The sequence below is a fragment of the Methanosarcina thermophila TM-1 genome, assembly GCF_000969885.1.
Lineage (GTDB): Archaea > Halobacteriota > Methanosarcinia > Methanosarcinales > Methanosarcinaceae > Methanosarcina > Methanosarcina thermophila.
In genome coordinates, this window is record NZ_CP009501.1 from 1873700 (window position 1) to 1892665 (window position 18966).

The 18966-nt window shown below is 40.7% G+C and carries 14 protein-coding genes; 5 read left to right on the top strand and 9 right to left on the bottom strand.

The genetic code is table 11. The features are described from left to right. Positions 1-293: 293 nt before the first annotated feature. Positions 294-1919, top strand: a complete 1626-nt coding sequence (locus MSTHT_RS08110) for a methylamine methyltransferase corrinoid protein reductive activase (protein WP_048167346.1) — start codon at positions 294-296, stop codon at positions 1917-1919. Between the two features lie 78 nt (positions 1920-1997). Here the strand turns inward: MSTHT_RS08110 and purB are convergent, their stop codons facing one another. Then, positions 1998-3344, bottom strand: coding sequence for an adenylosuccinate lyase (gene purB / locus MSTHT_RS08115; RefSeq protein ID WP_048167347.1), 1347 nt, complete (start codon positions 3342-3344; stop codon positions 1998-2000). Between the two features lie 424 nt (positions 3345-3768). Between purB and MSTHT_RS08120 the strand changes: the two genes are divergently transcribed. The 3 genes from MSTHT_RS08120 to MSTHT_RS08130 all read left to right on the top strand — a co-directional run bounded on the left by MSTHT_RS08120 (position 3769) and on the right by MSTHT_RS08130 (position 6985). Beyond that, positions 3769-3918, top strand: a complete 150-nt coding sequence (locus MSTHT_RS08120) for a 50S ribosomal protein L40e (protein ID WP_048167348.1) — start codon at positions 3769-3771, stop codon at positions 3916-3918. Between the two features lie 6 nt (positions 3919-3924). Then, positions 3925-4668 carry a geranylgeranylglyceryl/heptaprenylglyceryl phosphate synthase gene (locus tag MSTHT_RS08125; RefSeq protein WP_048167349.1) on the top strand — a complete coding sequence of 248 codons (744 nt, stop codon included), beginning with the start codon at positions 3925-3927 and terminating at the stop codon, positions 4666-4668. 562 nt (positions 4669-5230) lie between these two features. Next, a complete protein-coding gene (locus MSTHT_RS08130) occupies positions 5231-6985 on the top strand; it encodes an ABC transporter ATP-binding protein (protein ID WP_048167350.1) in 1755 nt (584 codons plus the stop codon). Positions 6986-7186: 201 nt separating this feature from the next. Here MSTHT_RS08130 and MSTHT_RS08135 read toward each other — a convergent pair whose 3' ends face one another. From MSTHT_RS08135 to MSTHT_RS14515, 3 genes are all read right to left on the bottom strand, one after another. Beyond that, positions 7187-7918 carry a flavodoxin family protein gene (locus MSTHT_RS08135; protein ID WP_048167351.1) on the bottom strand — a complete coding sequence of 244 codons (732 nt, stop codon included), beginning with the start codon at positions 7916-7918 and terminating at the stop codon, positions 7187-7189. 102 nt (positions 7919-8020) lie between these two features. Continuing rightward, complete coding sequence (locus MSTHT_RS08140) at positions 8021-8668, bottom strand: flavin reductase family protein (RefSeq protein WP_048167352.1); 648 nt, start codon at positions 8666-8668, stop codon at positions 8021-8023. A 217-nt stretch (positions 8669-8885) separates the two neighbouring features. Next, entirely contained in the window at positions 8886-9056 is a 171-nt protein-coding gene (locus tag MSTHT_RS14515) for a hypothetical protein (RefSeq protein ID WP_156149736.1), read from the bottom strand. 413 nt (positions 9057-9469) lie between these two features. Between MSTHT_RS14515 and MSTHT_RS08145 the strand changes: the two genes are divergently transcribed. Then, a complete protein-coding gene (locus tag MSTHT_RS08145) occupies positions 9470-10825 on the top strand; it encodes an ATP-binding protein (RefSeq protein WP_052721859.1) in 1356 nt (451 codons plus the stop codon). 237 nt (positions 10826-11062) lie between these two features. On the opposite strand, the gene MSTHT_RS08150 is transcribed toward MSTHT_RS08145, so the two are convergent. The 5 genes from MSTHT_RS08150 to MSTHT_RS08170 form a co-directional block, all read right to left on the bottom strand. Continuing rightward, entirely contained in the window at positions 11063-12316 is a 1254-nt protein-coding gene (locus MSTHT_RS08150; protein ID WP_048168473.1) for a COG1361 S-layer family protein, read from the bottom strand. 49 nt (positions 12317-12365) lie between these two features. Beyond that, positions 12366-13235: an ABC transporter ATP-binding protein gene (locus tag MSTHT_RS08155; RefSeq protein ID WP_048167353.1), complete on the bottom strand. Its 870-nt coding sequence runs from the start codon at positions 13233-13235 to the stop codon at positions 12366-12368. A 636-nt stretch (positions 13236-13871) separates the two neighbouring features. Next, positions 13872-15086: an ABC transporter permease gene (locus MSTHT_RS08160; protein WP_048167354.1), complete on the bottom strand. Its 1215-nt coding sequence runs from the start codon at positions 15084-15086 to the stop codon at positions 13872-13874. Positions 15087-15128: 42 nt separating this feature from the next. Beyond that, positions 15129-16370: a COG1361 S-layer family protein gene (locus MSTHT_RS08165; RefSeq protein ID WP_048167355.1), complete on the bottom strand. Its 1242-nt coding sequence runs from the start codon at positions 16368-16370 to the stop codon at positions 15129-15131. Between the two features lie 13 nt (positions 16371-16383). Further along, the gene (locus MSTHT_RS08170; protein ID WP_082086810.1) at positions 16384-17091 is read right to left on the bottom strand and encodes an ABC transporter ATP-binding protein; all 708 of its coding nucleotides are present in this window, start codon (positions 17089-17091) and stop codon (positions 16384-16386) included. Positions 17092-18966: the final 1875 nt, after the last annotated feature.

Below are 18966 nucleotides of genomic sequence, written 5' to 3' on the forward strand. Positions count from 1 at the left end.
GACACTTTTAATATATAAGAATATCGTAGCCACGTTCCTCCCGATATTTATTTTCTAATTATAGAATCAAAATGTTCAATCCCTCCAAAAGAAAAGGGCAGAGATAAAAAGGTATTCTTCAAAAAACTGAGAAGAAGTAATCAACTAAAATTCAACAGATCTTAAAATAATAGGAGGAATAAATCTCCCTATTTATTTATATACGTTATTTTTCAAAATAATGTTGAATAAATCTCAAACGGCTTATTAGCAAATTAAATACCCGGCAAAATAGGGAGATAAAGGGGAGTTCTATGAGTTATGGAGTTGCAATTGACCTTGGAACCAGCGGGTATCGAGCTCAGAAAATCGATCTGGATACAAAAGAGATCCGAAGAACAGTGATAACTTTGAGAAACCCTCTGCCCGGAGCGAACGTGATGGATCACATGGATTTCGGAATTCGTTACGGGCAGGAGCTTGCACATGGGCTTTCAATAAATGCAGTGAAGATTCTGTTCCGTGCTCTTGATGTGAAAAGTGAAGAACTCGAAAGACTCTCAATCTGCGGAAATCCAATCCAGCTATCCATTTTTCAGGGAATAAGCATTGAAGACCTGGCTTATGCAGGGGAACGTAAGAAAAAGAAGTACAACATACAGGAACAGGACAGAAGCGCCAGAATAATACATAGCAGCGAAATCTCCGGGCTTGAGGAATATGATTGTGAAGTCGTAGTTCCTCCTGCAATAAAGCACGAAGTCGGAGCAGATGCTCTTGCCCTGATAGTAAAATCTGGAATGCTTGACAGCAACGATATCTCAATTGCTACGGACTACGGGACAAACGCAGAAATGGCTCTTAAAGTAAAAGATATAATTTATACGGGATCTGCAGCTGCTGGCCCTGCTCTTGAAGGACAGCAGATAAAGCACGGAAAACTTGCATCTCCATATGCCATATCAGATATAGAAATTGAGGATGGCGCATTCAGGAATTTTGTGCTTAGCGAAGAGATGAAACCTGTCCAGGGAGATCTCGTAGACCCGGCAACAGGAGAAGTGCTTAATGAAGGTCAGATCAAAGCTAAAGGAATTACAGGTACCGGAGTTATAGCACTAATAGAGAAAGGAATGGAAAGCGGACTTATAGAGCTCCCTAAAATTAAGACCCCTGACAGACTCATTCATCTGCAGAACAAGATAGATTTCTCTGAGAAAGACCTGACAGAAGCTGGAAAAGCCATAGGTGCTATCCGTGCAGGGCATATTACACTCTGTGCCGTTGCAGGTATTGAGATGACGGATATCGACAAGGCTTATATGGCGGGCGCTGCCGGCACATATATGGATGCGGCAAAAGCTCAGAAAGTGGGGTTGATCCCATATGCGACAGAAAAAATCTGTCAGCTTGGGAACACCTCACTTGCAGTAGCCCGCGAAATCCTCCTTTCAGAAGAGAGGTTATGGGAGCTCCAGGACATTGCAAGCCAGATAATAGGCACACACATAATGTTTGCTACCGCTCCAGAGTTCAGAGATACATATGTACTCGAACTTGCATACTGGGAAGAGGGTATGCCCTTTAAAATGTTTAAGAAACATCTCAAAAAGAAGGGACTTCCTGTGCTCGGAGATCCTATAGAAAAGCCCAGTATTGAGAAACGTGTGGAGAGAGACATTCCGGTTCTTGGAGAAGAGGGGCTTCATGTACTTGAAAGAGTCGGAACCTACATGACCATGGTTGTCGATTGCCCCGAGTGTAAGAAGTGTATTAAAGTCTGTCCAACTGGAGCCATATCAATTGACGAAGAAAACAGAGTTATGATAAGTACTGATCTATGTGAAGGCGCCCATTGCCAGCGATGCATACGAGCCTGCCCTCCGGAAAAATTTAGCTGGGAGAATCTTGAGGTTTTCGAGCAGCTGTTGCAGGAGTAAAAAGTGTGCTCTCATGACAGGTGTTCTCAGGATCTCTCATCAGGCGGCTTCAAAATTGAATAAATAGAGGAAAGAAAGTTAGAGGGAATAGGTCTCGCGAAGTTTTGTAACAAGTGCTTCAACCTGCTCAACTGCAGTCCCTATGTATTTGTCGGGGTTTACAAGGTTCTCAATATCCATAACAGTTAGATACCTTGCAATTTCGGGGGTTTCCAGGAGTACGGTTTTAAAATGCTGCCCCGTATCATGGGCTTTCATTGCCGCAGTCCGCACAAGCTCGTGGGCTTCCTGCCTGCCCACTCCTCGCTTTGCAAGCTCGATCATTACAGCTTCGCCCATATTGAGACCTCTGAGCAGCTCCAGATTCCTCCGAATGTTCTCAGGATAGAACTTCAGGTTTTCAATCACGTCTATCCCGAGCTTAAGGATGTGATCCGTAAGCACGCAGGCTTCAGGGAAAACTATCCTCTCAGAGGAAGAGTTTGTCAGGTCTCTTTCATCCCACAGGGTATTATTTAAAAGCTCAGGCTCGACCATAGCCCTTACAATTTTTGCAAGTCCGCATATCTGCTCGGACTTTATGGGATTGCGCTTATGAGGCATTGTAGATGACCCTACCTGCTTTTCTCCAAAACTTTCCTCAATCTCAGCAATTTCACTGCGCTGGAGAGTCCTGATTTCTATACCTATCTTATCCAGGGTCGTGACTGTATTTGCCATCCACATTACAAATTCGGCATGCCTATCCCGCTGAATAATCTGGCTGGAAACGTCTACAGCCCCGATTCCAAGATTCTGCATAGTAAGTTTCTGGATAAGAATTCCGGCTTTTCCAAAGGCAGCCTGGGTTCCGACTGCTCCGGTCATCTGCCCAACTGTCACTCTTGGAGTGAGTTGATTGAGACGTTCCAGATGTCTTGAGATCTCAGAAGACCAGATCGCAAAACGCAATCCGTAAGTCGTTGGAACCCCAATCTGCCCGTGGGTTCTTCCGCAGCAGACCGTATGCTTGTGTGCTTCAGCCTGGTTAACCAGAGCCCTGAGTAAAGTTCTGAGTTTATCTTCCAGAATATCGATTGCGTCCTTGATCTGAAGAGCTGTCGCCGTATCCAGGATATCATTTGAAGTAGCTCCGAAATGTACCCATTTTCCGGCGTCATCTCTGCACTGTTCAGAAATTGCAATGACAACAGCCATCATATCATGGTGGATCTCAGCCTCAATTTCATCAACCCTTTCGGCTTTTACAGAAGAAATACTCTGGGATATGATTTCAGCTGCATCTGCTGGAATCAAACCCATATCTGCCTCAGCACGGGCAAGGGCGGCTTCTACCTGCAGAATCTTTGCAAGTCTGTTCTCCTGGCTCCATACGTGTTTCATTTCTGCGGTACCATAGCGGTAGTCTATAGGATGAATCGCCACACCAATCACCATTGATAAGATAAGAATTAATTAATTCTGAGGGAATTAAATTAATAGGGAATTATATTCCGAATCTGAAAGTCTCCGTTAATTAAATAATTTTAGCCTTATTGATTCTTAGTACCATTAGATCTCGATGTTAACTTAATGTATCATTAGATCTCGATGTTAACTTAATTATAGTTTAATGTCAGCTTGATTACAGTTTTGCTTTTGGGTTAAGTATAGAGTAGGGAATAAACAACGTAACCAATAAATAAACTTTGAGTTGGCAGGACAGGAAGAACAACAAATTTGTTAAAAGTAAAAAAGATTGCAAACTCAATAAAAGGTGGACTTTTGATGAAAAACATTATATTCCTTAACATCCATTAAGCGGGCTATATACCATATCAATATTGAAAAATAATAGCAGGTTACAAAAATGGCTCGTTTTCCAGAAGCAGAAGAAAGATTATTAAATAAGAAAATTTGTATGAAGTGTAATGCCAGGAATGCAATAAGAGCAACCCGCTGCAGAAAATGCGGCAGCAGTGCTCTTCGGGTTAAATCCAAGGAATCCAAGGGAGCATGATCTTTTTTGCAGGTGGAAGCACACCTTCAGAAAATCATTGATCAGGAAGGAAAAGTCCATCTTACCCTTATCGATCCCGCTTCCCAGACGCCTGAACGAGCTGCTGAAATCGCTCTTGCAGCCGTCAAGGGAGGCACCGATGCCATCATGATAGGGGGTTCAACCGGGGCATCGGGAACCCTGCTTGATGAGACCGTCATAAAAATAAAAGAAAAGGTAGATGTCCCTACCATCCTTTTCCCGGGGAGTGCAGCCGGACTCAGCAGGTATGCAGATGCCGTATTTTTCATGAGCCTGCTGAATTCGAGAGATATAGCGTATGTGATCACAAATCAGGTGCTTGGAGCTCCGCTTATATACAGAAGCCAGATCGAACCTATCTCCATGGCATATATTATTGTCGAGCCCGGAGGAACGGTTGGCTGGGTAGGAGACGCAAAGCTGATTCCCAGGAAGAAGCCTGAAATTGCTGCTGTATATGCCCTTGCAGGCAAATACCTTGGCATGCATTACACCTACCTTGAGGCTGGCTCTGGAGCTGATACGCCTGTCAGCCCTGAGATGATAAGAACTGTCAAGCAGGTACTCGGAGAGAACAAACTCATAGTTGGCGGTGGGATCAGAGACGCAAAAACTGCAGAACTCTGCGCTTCTGCAGGTGCAGATATGATAGTTACCGGCACCATTCTTGAAGAAGTAAAGGATGTTACTGCAAAGGTGGCTGAAATTGTATCAGCGATAAAAAGATGATGTCTGAAAAAAGACTCGGGATGTGCTGCCTGCATTAAAAAGAACTTATTTAAAAATAACTTATTAATTCCTTACTTCTTTTAAAATATTTATTTTTTTCCAGAGAACTTTTCCAGAGCGGAGACTATCTTTAACATCTGTGCAGAAATTAAAACCCACTTTTTAGCAGCTAAACAGGAATGAAAACTCATTTATTTTATTAAGTAGATATTATTAAGACCGGAAAAGGCTAGATAAAAATAAATAAGTTTTTAAAAATAAATAAGGCTTTCAATCCTGAGAAACTTCTCATTTAGTTCTAAATTTGAGATATTGTTGTTCCGGAGAATTTTTGAACATTCAGGGCGAAAATTGTAGGCTGTTGAAGCCCAAGTCACAGCAGCCGATTGTAATAAATAGTTATAAGGTAATATTTGACTCCTATTTTAGTATAAGACTGTATGGCGCAAAAGGATCCGAAAAATGTAGAGAATGAAAACAAATTACCACACACGATTGGCAGAATTGTAGAACTGAGTACGGGTCCGGCATTAACTTGCGATCAACACTAAGAGGTATGATTATGCTCAGAGTTTCCAACCTGGTTAAAGAGTATGAGGTACGTTCCGAAAAAATAAGAGTGCTGGACAATATCGACCTGACGGTGGAAGATGGAGAAATTCTCGGGATTACAGGTCGAAGCGGAAGTGGGAAATCAACCCTGCTGCGCATTATCCGGGGAGTGGAACCCTTTCAGCAGGGGACCGTGGAAATCGATGGAAAAGTTATAACTCCTGATTCAGGAATTGAAGGGGAGAAATTTTTAAAAAGCGTAACCGCAATACACCTCCAGCGGAATTTCGGGCTCTGGAACGGGCCTGCAATTGAAAATGTAATGAGAAAACTAAATTACCTTCGAGTGGGGCACGAATCCCTCCCCCCAATTGAACGCCTTCCTCATGATATACCTAACGAATACGATGAACTCTTTGAAGAAGCAATGGAGTACTTAAAGCTCGTGGGTCTGGAGCATAAAGCACTTCATTCAACTAATCTCCTTAGCGGAGGAGAAAAGCAGAGAGTCGTAATGGCAAGGCAGCTTGCCGCAAAGCCAAAACTCCTTCTCCTCGATGAACCTGTTACAATGACTGGACCAGACACAAAACAGGAAGTTCTTGATGTAATAAAGAACCTGAAAAAGAAATTAAATATCCCGATTATAGTGGTTTCTCACCTTCCGGAAATTCATGCCTATCTTGCTGACAGGGTAATCTTTCTTGAAAATGGAAAAATCATAGCCGATGGAGAACCTACGTGGGTGCTAAAAAATTTCCTCCGGGATATGAAACCAAGGGAAGAGCTTGCACAGCCTGAGAAAAAAGAGGTTTGCATCAAAGTTAGGGGAATCTCGAAACGCTATTCCCTTATACGGGTGGGGGAAGTCCTTAATATAAAAGATTTTTCTCTCGACATTTACAGAGGAGAGATTCTTGCTCTTATAGGCTCATCTGGAGCTGGAAAAACAACGCTTATGAAGCTTATGGAAGGGCTCATCAAGCCGAAAGGAGGAACTGTTGAGTACCTCTGCAACGGAGAATGGGTAGATGTCACCCAATATAGCAAAAAGCGTATGGAACTCAGGCGGATTATGAGTATCATGAATCAGGAGTTCTCTATGTCCGTTAACTCTACTGTCAGGGAGCAGATCCGGTTCAGGCTAAGCATGAAGAAGAAGGGTGCAATCGAATACGCAAGGAAAAAAGCCAAGGATATGGGGCTTTCAGATGAAACCCTTGATACGATATACCGCCTGCCTGATATGCCCGAAGATGAAAAAGCAGATATACTGCGGGAGTTAAACCTGAGCGATGCCATCTATTCCGAACTCTTCCCCACAATCCCGGTAACTGATGTTGATACATATGCAAAGCCCGTCTTTGAAGCACTTGATCTCCCATTGGAGGTTCTTGACAAGACACCCTACCAGATCAGTGGGGGAGAACATGTCAGGGCTTTCATTGCCTTAAGCCTCGCAACTTCTCCCGAGTATCTCATGCTTGACGAGCCCTTCGGAGACCTTGACCCTGTAACCCTCAGGGATGTCACAAACTCCTTAAAAAGAATCAATGAACGTTTTGGCACAACCATTGTACTTGTGAGCCACCATATGGATTTTGTGCGTGAAGTTGCCCATAGAGCCATACTGATTGAAAACGGAGTTCTTGTAATGGATGGAAAGCCGGATGAAGTCTGCCAGGAGCTTATTAACAGGAGCAATGCCCCTTACATGGAACACAGCCTGCAAGACCTTGTAGAAGGCAGTTCTGGGGCTAATTAAAGACAGCCAGATGATCTGTAGAAAGAGCAGTCCAGAGGGTTAATAAAAAGCTCAGCTGAGTTATTTAGTGAGGAGGAAAAAAGGTCTTTTCCTTCTCTCACAACTAAAAGAGAGTTCAGGTTTACCTGCTCTGCTCTTTTTTTATTTATTTTGAGTATCCAGTAATGCTTGAGAGGTCTTCATGCTTTTTTGCAGCCTTTTTCAGTCAACCCTGTTTTCCTCGCACAATCTATCCCATTCTTCATTCCCAAATTTTATGTACAGGCTTTCGGGAACAATTTGTTTTTCAAGTTCACGGACTGTTTTGTCTGAGAGCTTCTGGTTTTCGACAATCTCTCTTCCAGCGCACCGGAGCAATTTTTTATATTTTCCCAGAAGAGGTTTTAACATGATATTGTTTTTGCCCCTGAAAATCTCTCCTTCTCCCCTGTAAATCTCAGCAATGAGTTCAGTGTGAAAGGTTCTTGCAAGCCTCCTGAAAAAAAGACTTTCAACCTCAAAATTTGTTTTACCGGGCAACCCGGCATTTGAGATTACAGCAATTTTAGGAAACTTCTCATAGCGTTTTGCATGCCTGTACTCACCCTTTTCGTCCTCTTCAAAATGAGGCAAAAGGACAGGAGCAAGCCTGTCTATGAAATTTTTCATAACAGCTGGCACGTTATCAAAATAAACTGGACATGCAAATACTGCAATATCGGATGCCATAAAAGCTGGGAGCAGGTCATCCATATCATCCCGTAGAGTGCACATTCCAGGGGTCTTGAGCCAGCATTCAAACTTTCCTTTACAGTATCCAATGTTTTTCTCTATCAGGAAAATATTTTCGGTTTCTGCTCCTGCTTCCTCTGCTCCTTTCAGGAATTCCTCAACCATAATTAGAGTGTTTCCTTCCCTTCCTTTATGGCTCCCGCTGAATACTGTTATTTTCAAATACTAAACCCCCATTTCCCCATAAATAAAGTATCTGTGAGCTTAACCAGTGATTAGAATAGTCTTTCCGGTAAGACCGATTTTATATTTCTTAGTTTTTGCTTATTTCCTTCCAATCACACCTGCAATATTTATTTCCTTCAGCTCATTGTTTTCAGCTTTTTTTTCATTATTGTTCTCGCCGAACTTCTTCCCAACAGACCAGGCTTTGCCCAGGCGCTCTCCTATTCCCCAGTAATTGTTATCATACATTGAAAAAACTATAGGCTCGATCTTCTCAATATCAGGAATCTCATTACAGAGAAATCGTTCTTCTGCATAGCTCTCAACAATTTCTCCTATGAACACTTCACTCGCACCTCCGAGATCCAGAGTATCTACAAGCCTGCACTCAAGATTCACAGGACATTCCCGAATCATTGGAGCCTTTTCAAGTTTTCCATAGAAAGTTTCGAAAATTTCGGATTTGTCAATTCTTTTTCCGGAGACTATGCCGCAGTAGTCTGTGACCTCAACCATATGCCTGGAAGGAATATTTACACTAAAACACTGGTTTTCCTTTATTCCTCCATTTGTATAGTGCATCTTCCCCAGGGTCACCGCAATCATAGGAGGGCTTGCCTGTACTATTCCACAAAATGCGACTGTCAGATAATTCGGCTTTCCATTTACTTGAGCCCCTACGAGGGTAGTAGGCATGGGATAAAGAAAATTCTTGGCTCCAATTGCCTTTTTCTCTCCAGTTTCCATATTTAGTTCTCCTCAAAACTGCGCAGGTCAACCCTGGTTCTGGCTTAGTTATATAGCGAAATCTGCCGGCAAAATACACCGGAAGTTATATTTTCAAAGTTATTCTCAGGATACATCATTAGTGTTCCGGTTTTTATCAGTATAAGTAAGGATATAATTTACCGGAGAGAATCCTCCTTAAAATCTGAAATTGGAGCCCTGGGCGCTTATTTTCTGTTCAAAAAACCTTGAAATTCGCCCAAAAAGAGACATTTGCAACCACTGCAGCAATTCCTATAATAATTCCGAGCGTTGTCAGGGTGAAGCTTAGTTTTGCATTTCCAATATTCCCAAAAGAGATTTTGATAGCTTGCCTTATACTCACATAAAACCTTCCAATTCCCACCATGACGCCGTAACCTTACTTGAGACTTCATATCTGAACTTTAGTTTTCGGATGCGAAAGTGCAGCACAGACTACTTTTTGAGAATAACGTAAAATAAGAAATGTTTCGGGCGGTTTCCAGAAGCCAAAGTAAATATTAAATTGCCAGATATGTTAAGCTGCTTTTAAAAGAACAGTATAAAGTAGAATACTTCTTATATAAGCTAATGACATACATAGAAAAAATGAAGTGTAGGTGTAAAGTGTCATAAATTTAGAAAGGGAATTATATGCTTGAAATTCTTTGATCAATTAATGCACTAAGTCACCTTAAACTGCTGAATATTAAAGCTTATGCCTCTAGAGTAGGTCTCATACCCTATTCAAACTCTGTTGCAGAATATTAGAACACACTTGAGATGTTAGGGGGAAAGATTTTGAGAAAAAATATTGTTGAAAACCCCAGACTTTTTTCAAACTCTCCGCAGAGTTCCCAGATCTCTGCTATATACAAGGATATCGAAGAGTTGACAGAACTACTTGTCGCCTATTTTAAGGAAGGAATTGAAGGGGGAGAATACTGCTTATGGATTTCCCCTGATAAACTAACCGCTGATAGTGTAAAACATGAATTTGAGAAGGCAGGATTGTGCGTCGAGCACTCTCTCGCTTCCTCTCAGCTGGACATTTTACCGGAGCATCCATTCCTTGAAGACCTTACCCTCTTTGCATCAGCAGTAAAAGAACTTACAAAAAACGGATATAAGAAGACCCTTTCAGGAGGATTTTCAGGATTTAGAACAAACTTTGATTTTAAAGGGTATGGTGACCTCCTTAAGCCCTATCTTGAGACGTGTGAGAAGGCTGTCAAAACAGCGGCTTTCGAGAATAATAAACGTCTCACACTGCTCTGTACTCTCCCTCTTGAAGAGCTTTCAGGGAAATCATTGCTTGAGATAATGGAAGAAAACAATGTTTTTGCCAAAAGAAAGGGAAAATGGAAGCTTTTGAATGAACCAGAAGGCAAAATAGAACTCGAAGATATCTTTCTCAAAGCAGGAAAGGATATAGAAGCCACAAACTGGACCAAAAATGGGTTAATAATGAATATGAGTCATGAACTTCGAACTCCCCTTAATTCGGTCATAGGTTTCTCTGATTTACTGCTAGAAGGGGCTTTCGGATCCCTGAACACGAGGCAATCAAAGTATGTAGGTAATATTCTCATAAGTGGGAAGAATCTTCTGGAAATTATCAATAATTTGCTCGATATCTCAAAGCTTGAAGCCGGTGAAAGAAGCCTTTACTATGAAAATGTGGATATTGCCAGCCTTATAGGGGAAGTGAGAATGAGTCTCCTCTCACTTGCCTCAAATAAGAAAATCAGTATGGAAGTCAAGGTTGATGCTTCCCTTGAAAACATCCGGGCTGACAGAATAAAACTGAGACAGATCCTGTACAATCTAATAAATAACGCTATAAAATTCACCCCTGAAAAAGGAAGGGTTACAGTGAGTGCCCGCAAAAATGAAGGGATGCTCGAGATTAAAGTTTCTGATAGCGGGATTGGGGTGTCGAAAGAGGATTATGAAAAAATATTTATGCCTTTTATTCAGGCTGATTCTTCCGCAGGATACGATCCTTCCGCAGGATATGGCGGCACCGGACTCGGATTGTATATTGCTAAAAATTACATAGAGCTTCACGGAGGAAAAATATGGGTAGAGTCGGAGGTGGGAAAGGGCAGTACGTTTATCTTTACTCTTCCGCTGGATAAGAAAGAGAGAATTTGAACGAATATCGACTAAGTTGGTAGTCATTTTGTGCTCTCTATCCGGATACAATCTTAAAGATAAAAAATATTATGAGGCTGACTCTATGTTCCAAAGAGAGCAGACTGGCAACCGTTTCTTTTGAAAGAAACGGCTGACCAAAGACTGAGATGCTTTGTTCTAAAGAGACCCGACTGGATTTCTCGACCTTTAACCCTTTGAAGTTTAGTTTTCAGGAATTTCTATCCCCGGAGATACTCATTTTTCACTCTTTTTCTTCTTTCTGTAAATTAAAATCCCTACGACAGCAATAAAGGCGAGTAATAAGCCCTGGATAAGCAGATTTGAACTGTTCCCTGTTGATTCCTCAATAGGCTGAATATACAGGTTGCTTACTATGTTTTCGTGCCTGTTTATCCCATTGTTATAACTTGCTGAGAGTGTAAGGTTTACAGGCTCTGAGGTTTCTCTAACATCTGATGAATCGTCTGCTACTGCGGTGAATTCGATGGTAAAAAGCTCATCCGGATTCATTGGTCCTATGAAATATTCAGCAGGGTAAAATCTTATACCCTCAGCTTCGGGTTTTATGCTTACTGAATTAAACTCGTTAGGATGAGTGTTTGCCACATCAAATTCAATTGTGGCTTTTCCATCGATCATTGTAAGTTCCTTTGAAGGAATTACCATTATGTTTGAAGAGTCGACCTTTAGAGGAATGTTCTTTCTGCTATTGTAATCGAAGGAGTTTCCCTCTATTGCAAGTTCAAGGTTATGAGTTCCTTCTGTAGCTTCCTCTGTAACCTTTACATTGAAGGTCAGCTTGATACTATCTCCAGGCCCCAGAATGCCCATATCCTCGTAGGGGGCGTCAAGCACAACTATCCCATCAGATAAGGGCCTTAAAACCGCAGCCTGAATTCGGGCATTGGTATCATAATCAACGCCATCAATAGTAACAGTCGGGGTGGTTGCAGTATTAGTGAGAGTTACAGTGATTGTACCCCTGTCCCCTGGCATGAAAACCTGAGGTTCCGAAATGACTTCCTTAAGCTCAACTGTACCTTTGCTGTTAAATGTTTCAGTACCTATTCGTATGTCAAAACTTTTCTCACTCCAGGGACTGTCTTTATCAGTTTTTGTGCGGATAGTAATAGAGCGTACTCCTTTCTGTGCATTTTTGTCTACAAAAAGGTAAAATTCCTTTGTAGCAGTCCTCCCAGGATTGAGGGCTCCAATGTTCTTTACAGCATTTGCCTGGGAATCAAGAGAGAAAGGATATTGAGGTACGATTTCTATATCAACATTGTCAGCTTTATCCCCTCCGATATTCTCCACCTGAACTGTTAGAGTCAGGTATTCTCCTATTTTAGCAGGATAAGGATTTGTTTCGACTATTGTAACCTTCAGATTGGGTCCTCCAACAGCCGCAGAAGAAGGAACTGCAAAAAGAGAGGAAACAAGAAGCAAAGATACTACAAGAGGGATAAGTGAATTTTTGATTTTTGTCATTACAATTTCACCCCTATTAGCTTGAATCCCAAGATTTGAGTGCCAGAGATTATTCTGCATTGCTCTGAATTATCCCATCCTTTAAGAATACTATCCTGTCTGCATACCCTGCGATTTCTGGATCGTGGGTAATCATTACAATGGTTCTGCCATCTTCATTAAGTTTTTTAAATATATTTAGAATTTCACAGCCTGTTTTCGAGTCAAGGTTTCCGGTAGGTTCATCCGCAAGAAGGATTGCAGGGTCATTGATAAGAGCTCGGGCAATGGCAACTCTCTGGGATTGCCCTCCTGAAAGCTCACCCGGCTTATGGTGCATTCTGTCCTCCAGCCCCACGAGTCTAAGCAATTCCTTTGCTCTTTCATGAGTATTAACCCCACTCCTCGAGTTAGCATAGGTAGGGAGTTCAACATTCTCAAGAGCTGTAAGTCGGGGGATCAGGTTGAATGTCTGGAAAATAAAACCGATCTCCAGCCCTCTAAGCCTGGCAACTTCCTTGTCAGATAGTTTATTGATATCAAGGCCTTTAATTATGATTTTCCCCTCAGTAGGTCTGTCAAGGAAACCTATAAGATTCATGAGTGTACTCTTCCCCGAACCAGAAGGTCCCATGATGGCGAGGAATTCTCCTTCCTGTACTTTTAGGTTGATATCGTGAAGAATCGGAACTTCCACGCCTCCAAGAAAATAACTCTTTTTGACATCAATCACTTCAATAATGGGAGCTGCCGTCAATGATATTTCGTCACTCTGTGGTTTTGCCAAACGGCGCAAATCACATTCAAACGGTTCTTCATTTGAGGTAACTATGTTTTCTCCTGAGGGCAGTTGTCCTTCAAGTCTGGAATTTTCGGTTCCTGTCTCCAATATTGAATTTCCGGGAGCAGAAACATCATTAATGGATGTCTTCGTTTCCATGTCTACTCCTCTGTCTTTCAAATGATCTAATCAGATGCGTATCTTAGTAATATAATATAGCCTGTATAATTTCCATGTTTTAAATTTCAGGTAATAGGACGAATTTTCAGGATGCTAAAACCAGAACTATAGAGAAATAATTACTATTTTTCGAAGTAGGAGAGATCACTTATTCAGTGCCACACATGTTTTTAGTTTCTTTCAGGCTCCATATCTTCGTTCAGGTTTCATATATCTGTCATATTGTGATATCCCCGAAATCCCCACATTATGAGACTTAGCTGCCAGGGAATAGGCAGTCTCTCGAGAGCTATCTAGTTAGCTTTCTATTAGAAGTTTCCAGTTATTCGGCAAAGTTTGAGTCTTTGCTTTCCTGTTGTTTGGTAAAGTTTGAGTCTTTTCATCTGAGTTGTTTATAATAGCTTTACCAGCGTATTGATAGGTGTAATAGTTTCCTGTCAACCTGCCTTAAGCGTTCATGTAATTTTGTTAAAGAGATTTAAGGAATTTAACGTTAAGGAGTTACTTAGAAGTTTTGTTCACCCATCCAGTGCCTGAATTATTGTCAGGTAGATAAGATTGAAAAAGAAAAGGGCTTTTCTCCAAGCAGAACAGCCCTATTCAATGGACAGTTTCTTACTCATATCTCAAAGCATCCACAGGATTCATGCGTGCAGCCTTTCTTGCAGGATATAAGCCAGCAGTTATCCCCACAAGGATAGAAATTGCAATCCCGATTTCAATCAACTTTAAGGGGAAAACTGGAGGAAGATCAAGGGCACTCTCAAGAGCATAAGCTCCCAAACCACCGATTAAAGTGCCTACAATCCCTCCAAAGAGACTGACCATCACAGATTCCAGCAAGAAAAGGGATAGAATATTGGAATTGCTGTAACCTACAGATTTCATTATCCCGATTTCTCTCGTTCTTTCAGTTACGGTTACAAGCATAATATTCATAATTCCTATTGAACCCACAAGGAGAGATATCAGGGCAAGAGCCAGCAGGAAAGAGTTCAAAGCATCTCCAATTTTTCCTGTTTGTTCAAGAACTTCCTCCTGATTAAAGACGTAATAGGGTTTTGAATCCTCATCATCAATTTCTCTTTCCGGAACCCCGAAATTTCGGGCTAATCTTCTATCCACTTCATCTGAAATACTACGAACTTTCTCAGGACTGTCCGCCATTGCAAGGAAAACTCCATAGTCTTTTTCCCCGATCATCTCATTCATAGTGGAAATGGGAATGAAAACTGTCAAATCGTAGTCACTGTCCTGACTTACAACCGTTGGCTCGGAATCTTTCAATACCCCTTTTACTTTAAAGGATTTCGTCACAAGAGTGCCGTCTTCCTGTCGAAAAGAAATCTTCACATTGCTTCTATGAGATATTTTCTTACTGAATTCCTCGTTTGCAATATTGTATCCAAGGACAGCAGCAAAGCTGTCTTTATCCGACAGAAAAGTACCTTTTTCCATTTGCAGACCTTGGATCTCCTGAAAATCTTCGTTGATCCCTGCAATATTGACGCTTTTAGTTTCTGAAAGATATGTTAGATCTCCACTCATTGTCTTTCTTGGAGATACACCTGTAATCCCTGGCGTGTTCTTAATAAGATTATACTCATTATCAAAGAAGAGGTTTGGCTGCTTGCTAGCTGCAATAATAAAGTTTGAGCCTACAGAAGAAATCTCATCAGTAAAAAACTGATTAAAGCTAGCACCAAGGGATGCATTAACAACTACGGCGGCTACACCGATTACTATTCCTAGCGTCGTAAGCGCAGACCTTAGCTTAGCGCTTCCTATGCTCCCAGATGCTATGCGAACTGCCTGTGCAAATTTTATCATATTCCACCCCGTAAATATGATGGTCAGTTGACTTTTTTCTGATTACTTTTTTCTTCTTCTGTAGAACAAAAAGGCTGCGGGAACAGCAATTATGATAAGCCCACCTGCCAGTACGGCTTTTGGACTAGATTCCGTAGATCCCGAAACACTTGTAAAGTTCAGATTGCCTACAGTATTTACATGCCTGTTGATTCCATTATTGTAATTTGCAGTGAGACTCATGTTTGCCCCTTCCTCGTTTCTGGGATTCCATGAATCATCCGCCACTGCGGTGAATTCGATAGTAAAGAGTTCATCCGGATTCATTGGTCCTATGAAATATTCAGCAGGGTAAAATCTTATACCCTCAGCTTCGGGTTTTATGCTTACTGAATTAAACTCGTTAGGATGAGTGTTTGCCACATCAAATTCAATTGTGGCTTTTCCATTGATCATTGTAAGTTCCTTTGAAGGGATTACCATTATGTTTGAAGAGTCGACCTTTAGAGGAATGTTCTTTTTGCTATTGTAATCGAAGGAGTTCCCCTCTATTGCAAGTTCAAGGTTATGAGTTCCTTCTGTAGCTTCCTCTGTAACCTTTACATTGAAGGTCAGCTTGATACTATCTCCAGGCCCCAGAATGCCCATATCCTCGTAGGGGGCGTCAAGCACAACTATCCCATCAGACAAGGGCCTTAAAACCGCAGCCTGAATTCGGGCATTGGTATCAAAGTCATTTCCACCAATTGTAACAGTCGGGGTGGTTGCAGTATTAGTGAGAGTTACAGTGATTGTACCCCTGTCCCCTGGCATGAAAACCTGAGGTTCCGAAATGACTTCCTTAAGCTCAACTGTACCTTTGCTGTTAAACGTTTCGGTACCTATTCGTATGTCAAAACTTTTCTCACTCCAGGGACTGTCTTTATCAGTTTTTGTACGGACATCAATAGAACGTACCCCTTTCTGTGCATTTTTGTCTACAAAAAGATGAAATTCCTTTGTAGCAGTCCTCCCAGGATAGAGAACTCCAATGTTCTTTACAGCATTTGCCTGGGAATCAAGAGAGAAAGGATATTGAGGTACGATTTCTATATCAACATTGTCAGCTTTATCCCCTCCGATATTCTCCACCTGAACTGTTAGAGTCAGGTATTCTCCTATTTTAGCAGGATAAGGATTTGTTTCGACTATTGTAACTTTCAGGTTTGGTCCTCCAACAGCTGCACAGGCAGGAACTGCAGAAAGAGAGGAGATCAACAGTAGAGAAAAAAATGTTGCTATAATATTCTTCTTAATCCTTTGCATATACTTCCACCTTTCAATTGTATTGAATTATTCCATCCTTTACCAAGATAACTCTATCAGCATATTTTGCAATCTCAGGGTCGTGTGTAACGATTATTATTGTTCTTCCTTCCATATTCAAATCCATAAATATTCGAAGGATTTCAGCTCCTGTTCTGGAGTCGAGGTTTCCAGTTGGCTCATCCGCAAGAAGAATCGCAGGGTCATTAATAAGCGCACGTGCGATTGAGACCCTCTGTGACTGCCCTCCTGAAAGCTCTCCTGGCTTATGGTGCATTCGATCATGTAGTCCCATAATTTCAAGGAGTTCCCTTGCACGCTTTACTGGATCGATACCATCTCTAGAGTTGGCAAAAGTAGGGAGCAGAACATTCTCAAGAGCAGTCAGGCGCGGAACAAGATTGAAAGTTTGAAAAACAAAACCTATCTCAAGCCCCCGAAGGCGAGCAAGCTCCTGATCTGACATTCTATTTAGATCCTTTCCCTTTACAAGAATCTGCCCCTCGGTAGGCCTGTCAAGGCAACCTATAAGGTTCACAAGAGTACTCTTTCCGGAGCCAGATGGACCCATAATAGCTAGGAATTCCCCCCGCTCAATTTTAAGATTGATATCTGAGAGAACGGGAATCTCCAAATTCCCAAGTACATAGGTTTTCCTGGCATTGGAAACTTCGACAATAGGAAGCCCGTCATCAGGCAAACAATTTTTGTTAATATCCACTTCCCCCTGTCCCAAAGTTACTGAAATGTTATAGAAAAATTACATTGAATAATCTCAATGTTTTTACTTATTATGTAAGACAGTCCATTTTAACTTATGCTTTCTTAAATTTCGTCTGAAGATCTCATATAGAGGTATACAGATATTGATTTTTAGCATCGAGTGCGATATTTTGAAATGGATTTACAAGAACACCATGTAATATTCGGCTTCCTACTTTATATAGATTTTATCAATATAAGACTAACTACTTTACGAAAAAATATTGGAAATATAGTCAATTAAAACAGAGACAGTGAGAACAGATAGCATTAATTATTCCATTAGATAAGGGTTTTTTAAAAAATTTATAACTGTTTTCTTGAGTCAATCTTCATAAATTTGTACTGTTTTATTTATAAAGATTTTCTTAAAAGTCAATTGCAGACTTAGTAATAGCTAAACCAATCATTTAAAATATTTTTTTATTAATGCTGGGAAATACAGTCTAATATTTAGATTAAAGTAGAGATAAACTCTAAACTTTTAAACATTACATAAATCTAAAAAATATATGGGTGTTTGTAGAAACCTTACTCTAAACATTTAGAAACTATTATTCATAAGGAAATTAAATTCTATTGAGCTTATATAACTTGCTTTATATAGCTATATACAGTCACTGTTGGCTAAAAATTCAAACTGTATACCTCAAAATAAGAGAAAACGCATCATAGAATATTGATAAGTGGCTGACAGGGACCTTGAAAAATATACCATCTACAGTAGACAGATATTGATATAAACATGAGATATGGAGGGAATAGAAGTGACCTTTACATTCAACTTTGGTCTGTTGTTCGAATTCCTGAACAACTTCTGCTTCTCAATCAAACTGTGGTAACTGAATTTCTAAAGCAGAAGCGAATAGGTCTCTATGGAGAATGGTCATAAGGCCTTATACTCCCATTGCAAAAGACCGGGTATAACGAGGTTTGAATAATCAAGAAAAGAATGAGGGATTGAAATGATCTTAAGCTTCGAATATTCAAAGATTACAAAGATCTTCCAGGCAGAAGTCTTCAAATTCTTCTACTGCTTCTAAATAAGCTGTGAAGAAATAGGTTCTGCAGGGTAGATGAGTTATAAACCAACTGCAGAACCCGGGGTATAACGGGGGACGAACAAAATAGAGAAAGGAGTGAGGGATTGAAATGATCATAAATTTTGAGTATTCAAAGATTGTACAGTTCTTCCAGGCAGAAGTCTTCAAATTCTTCTACTGCTTCTAAATAAGCTGTAGAGAAATAGGTTATGCAGGATAGATGGGTTATAAACCCAACTGCATAGCTCAGGGGATAACGGGGACGAACAAAATAGAGAAAGGAGTGAGGGATTGAAATGATCATAAATTTTGAGTATTCAAAGATTACAAAGATCTTCCAGGCAGAAGTCTTCAAATTCTTCTACTGCTTCTAAATAAGCTGTGAAGAAATGGGTTCTGCAGGGTAGATGAGTTATAAACCAACTGCATAATCCGAAGTAACGGGGGACGAACAAAATAGAGAAAGGAGTGAGGGATTGAAATGATCATAAATTTTGAGTATTCAAAGATTGTACAGTTCTTCCAGACAGAAGTCTTCAAATTCTTCTACTGCTTCTAAATAGGCAGCCGTTTGGATCAAGAGATAACAAGAATAGATGAAGTTGCCTGCCCTTCGGGCAACTTCATCTTTACAAAATAAATATGCTATTATCGCTTTTCTACTTTCCTTTTATTTTCTAATTGTTCACTCTTTTTAAAAACGATGTAATTCTGAACAAATTTATTGAGATATCAAAAAGAAACAGCGTTAAGGTTTTCAGATTGATTATGAGAGGCCCAAATTTAGGGAA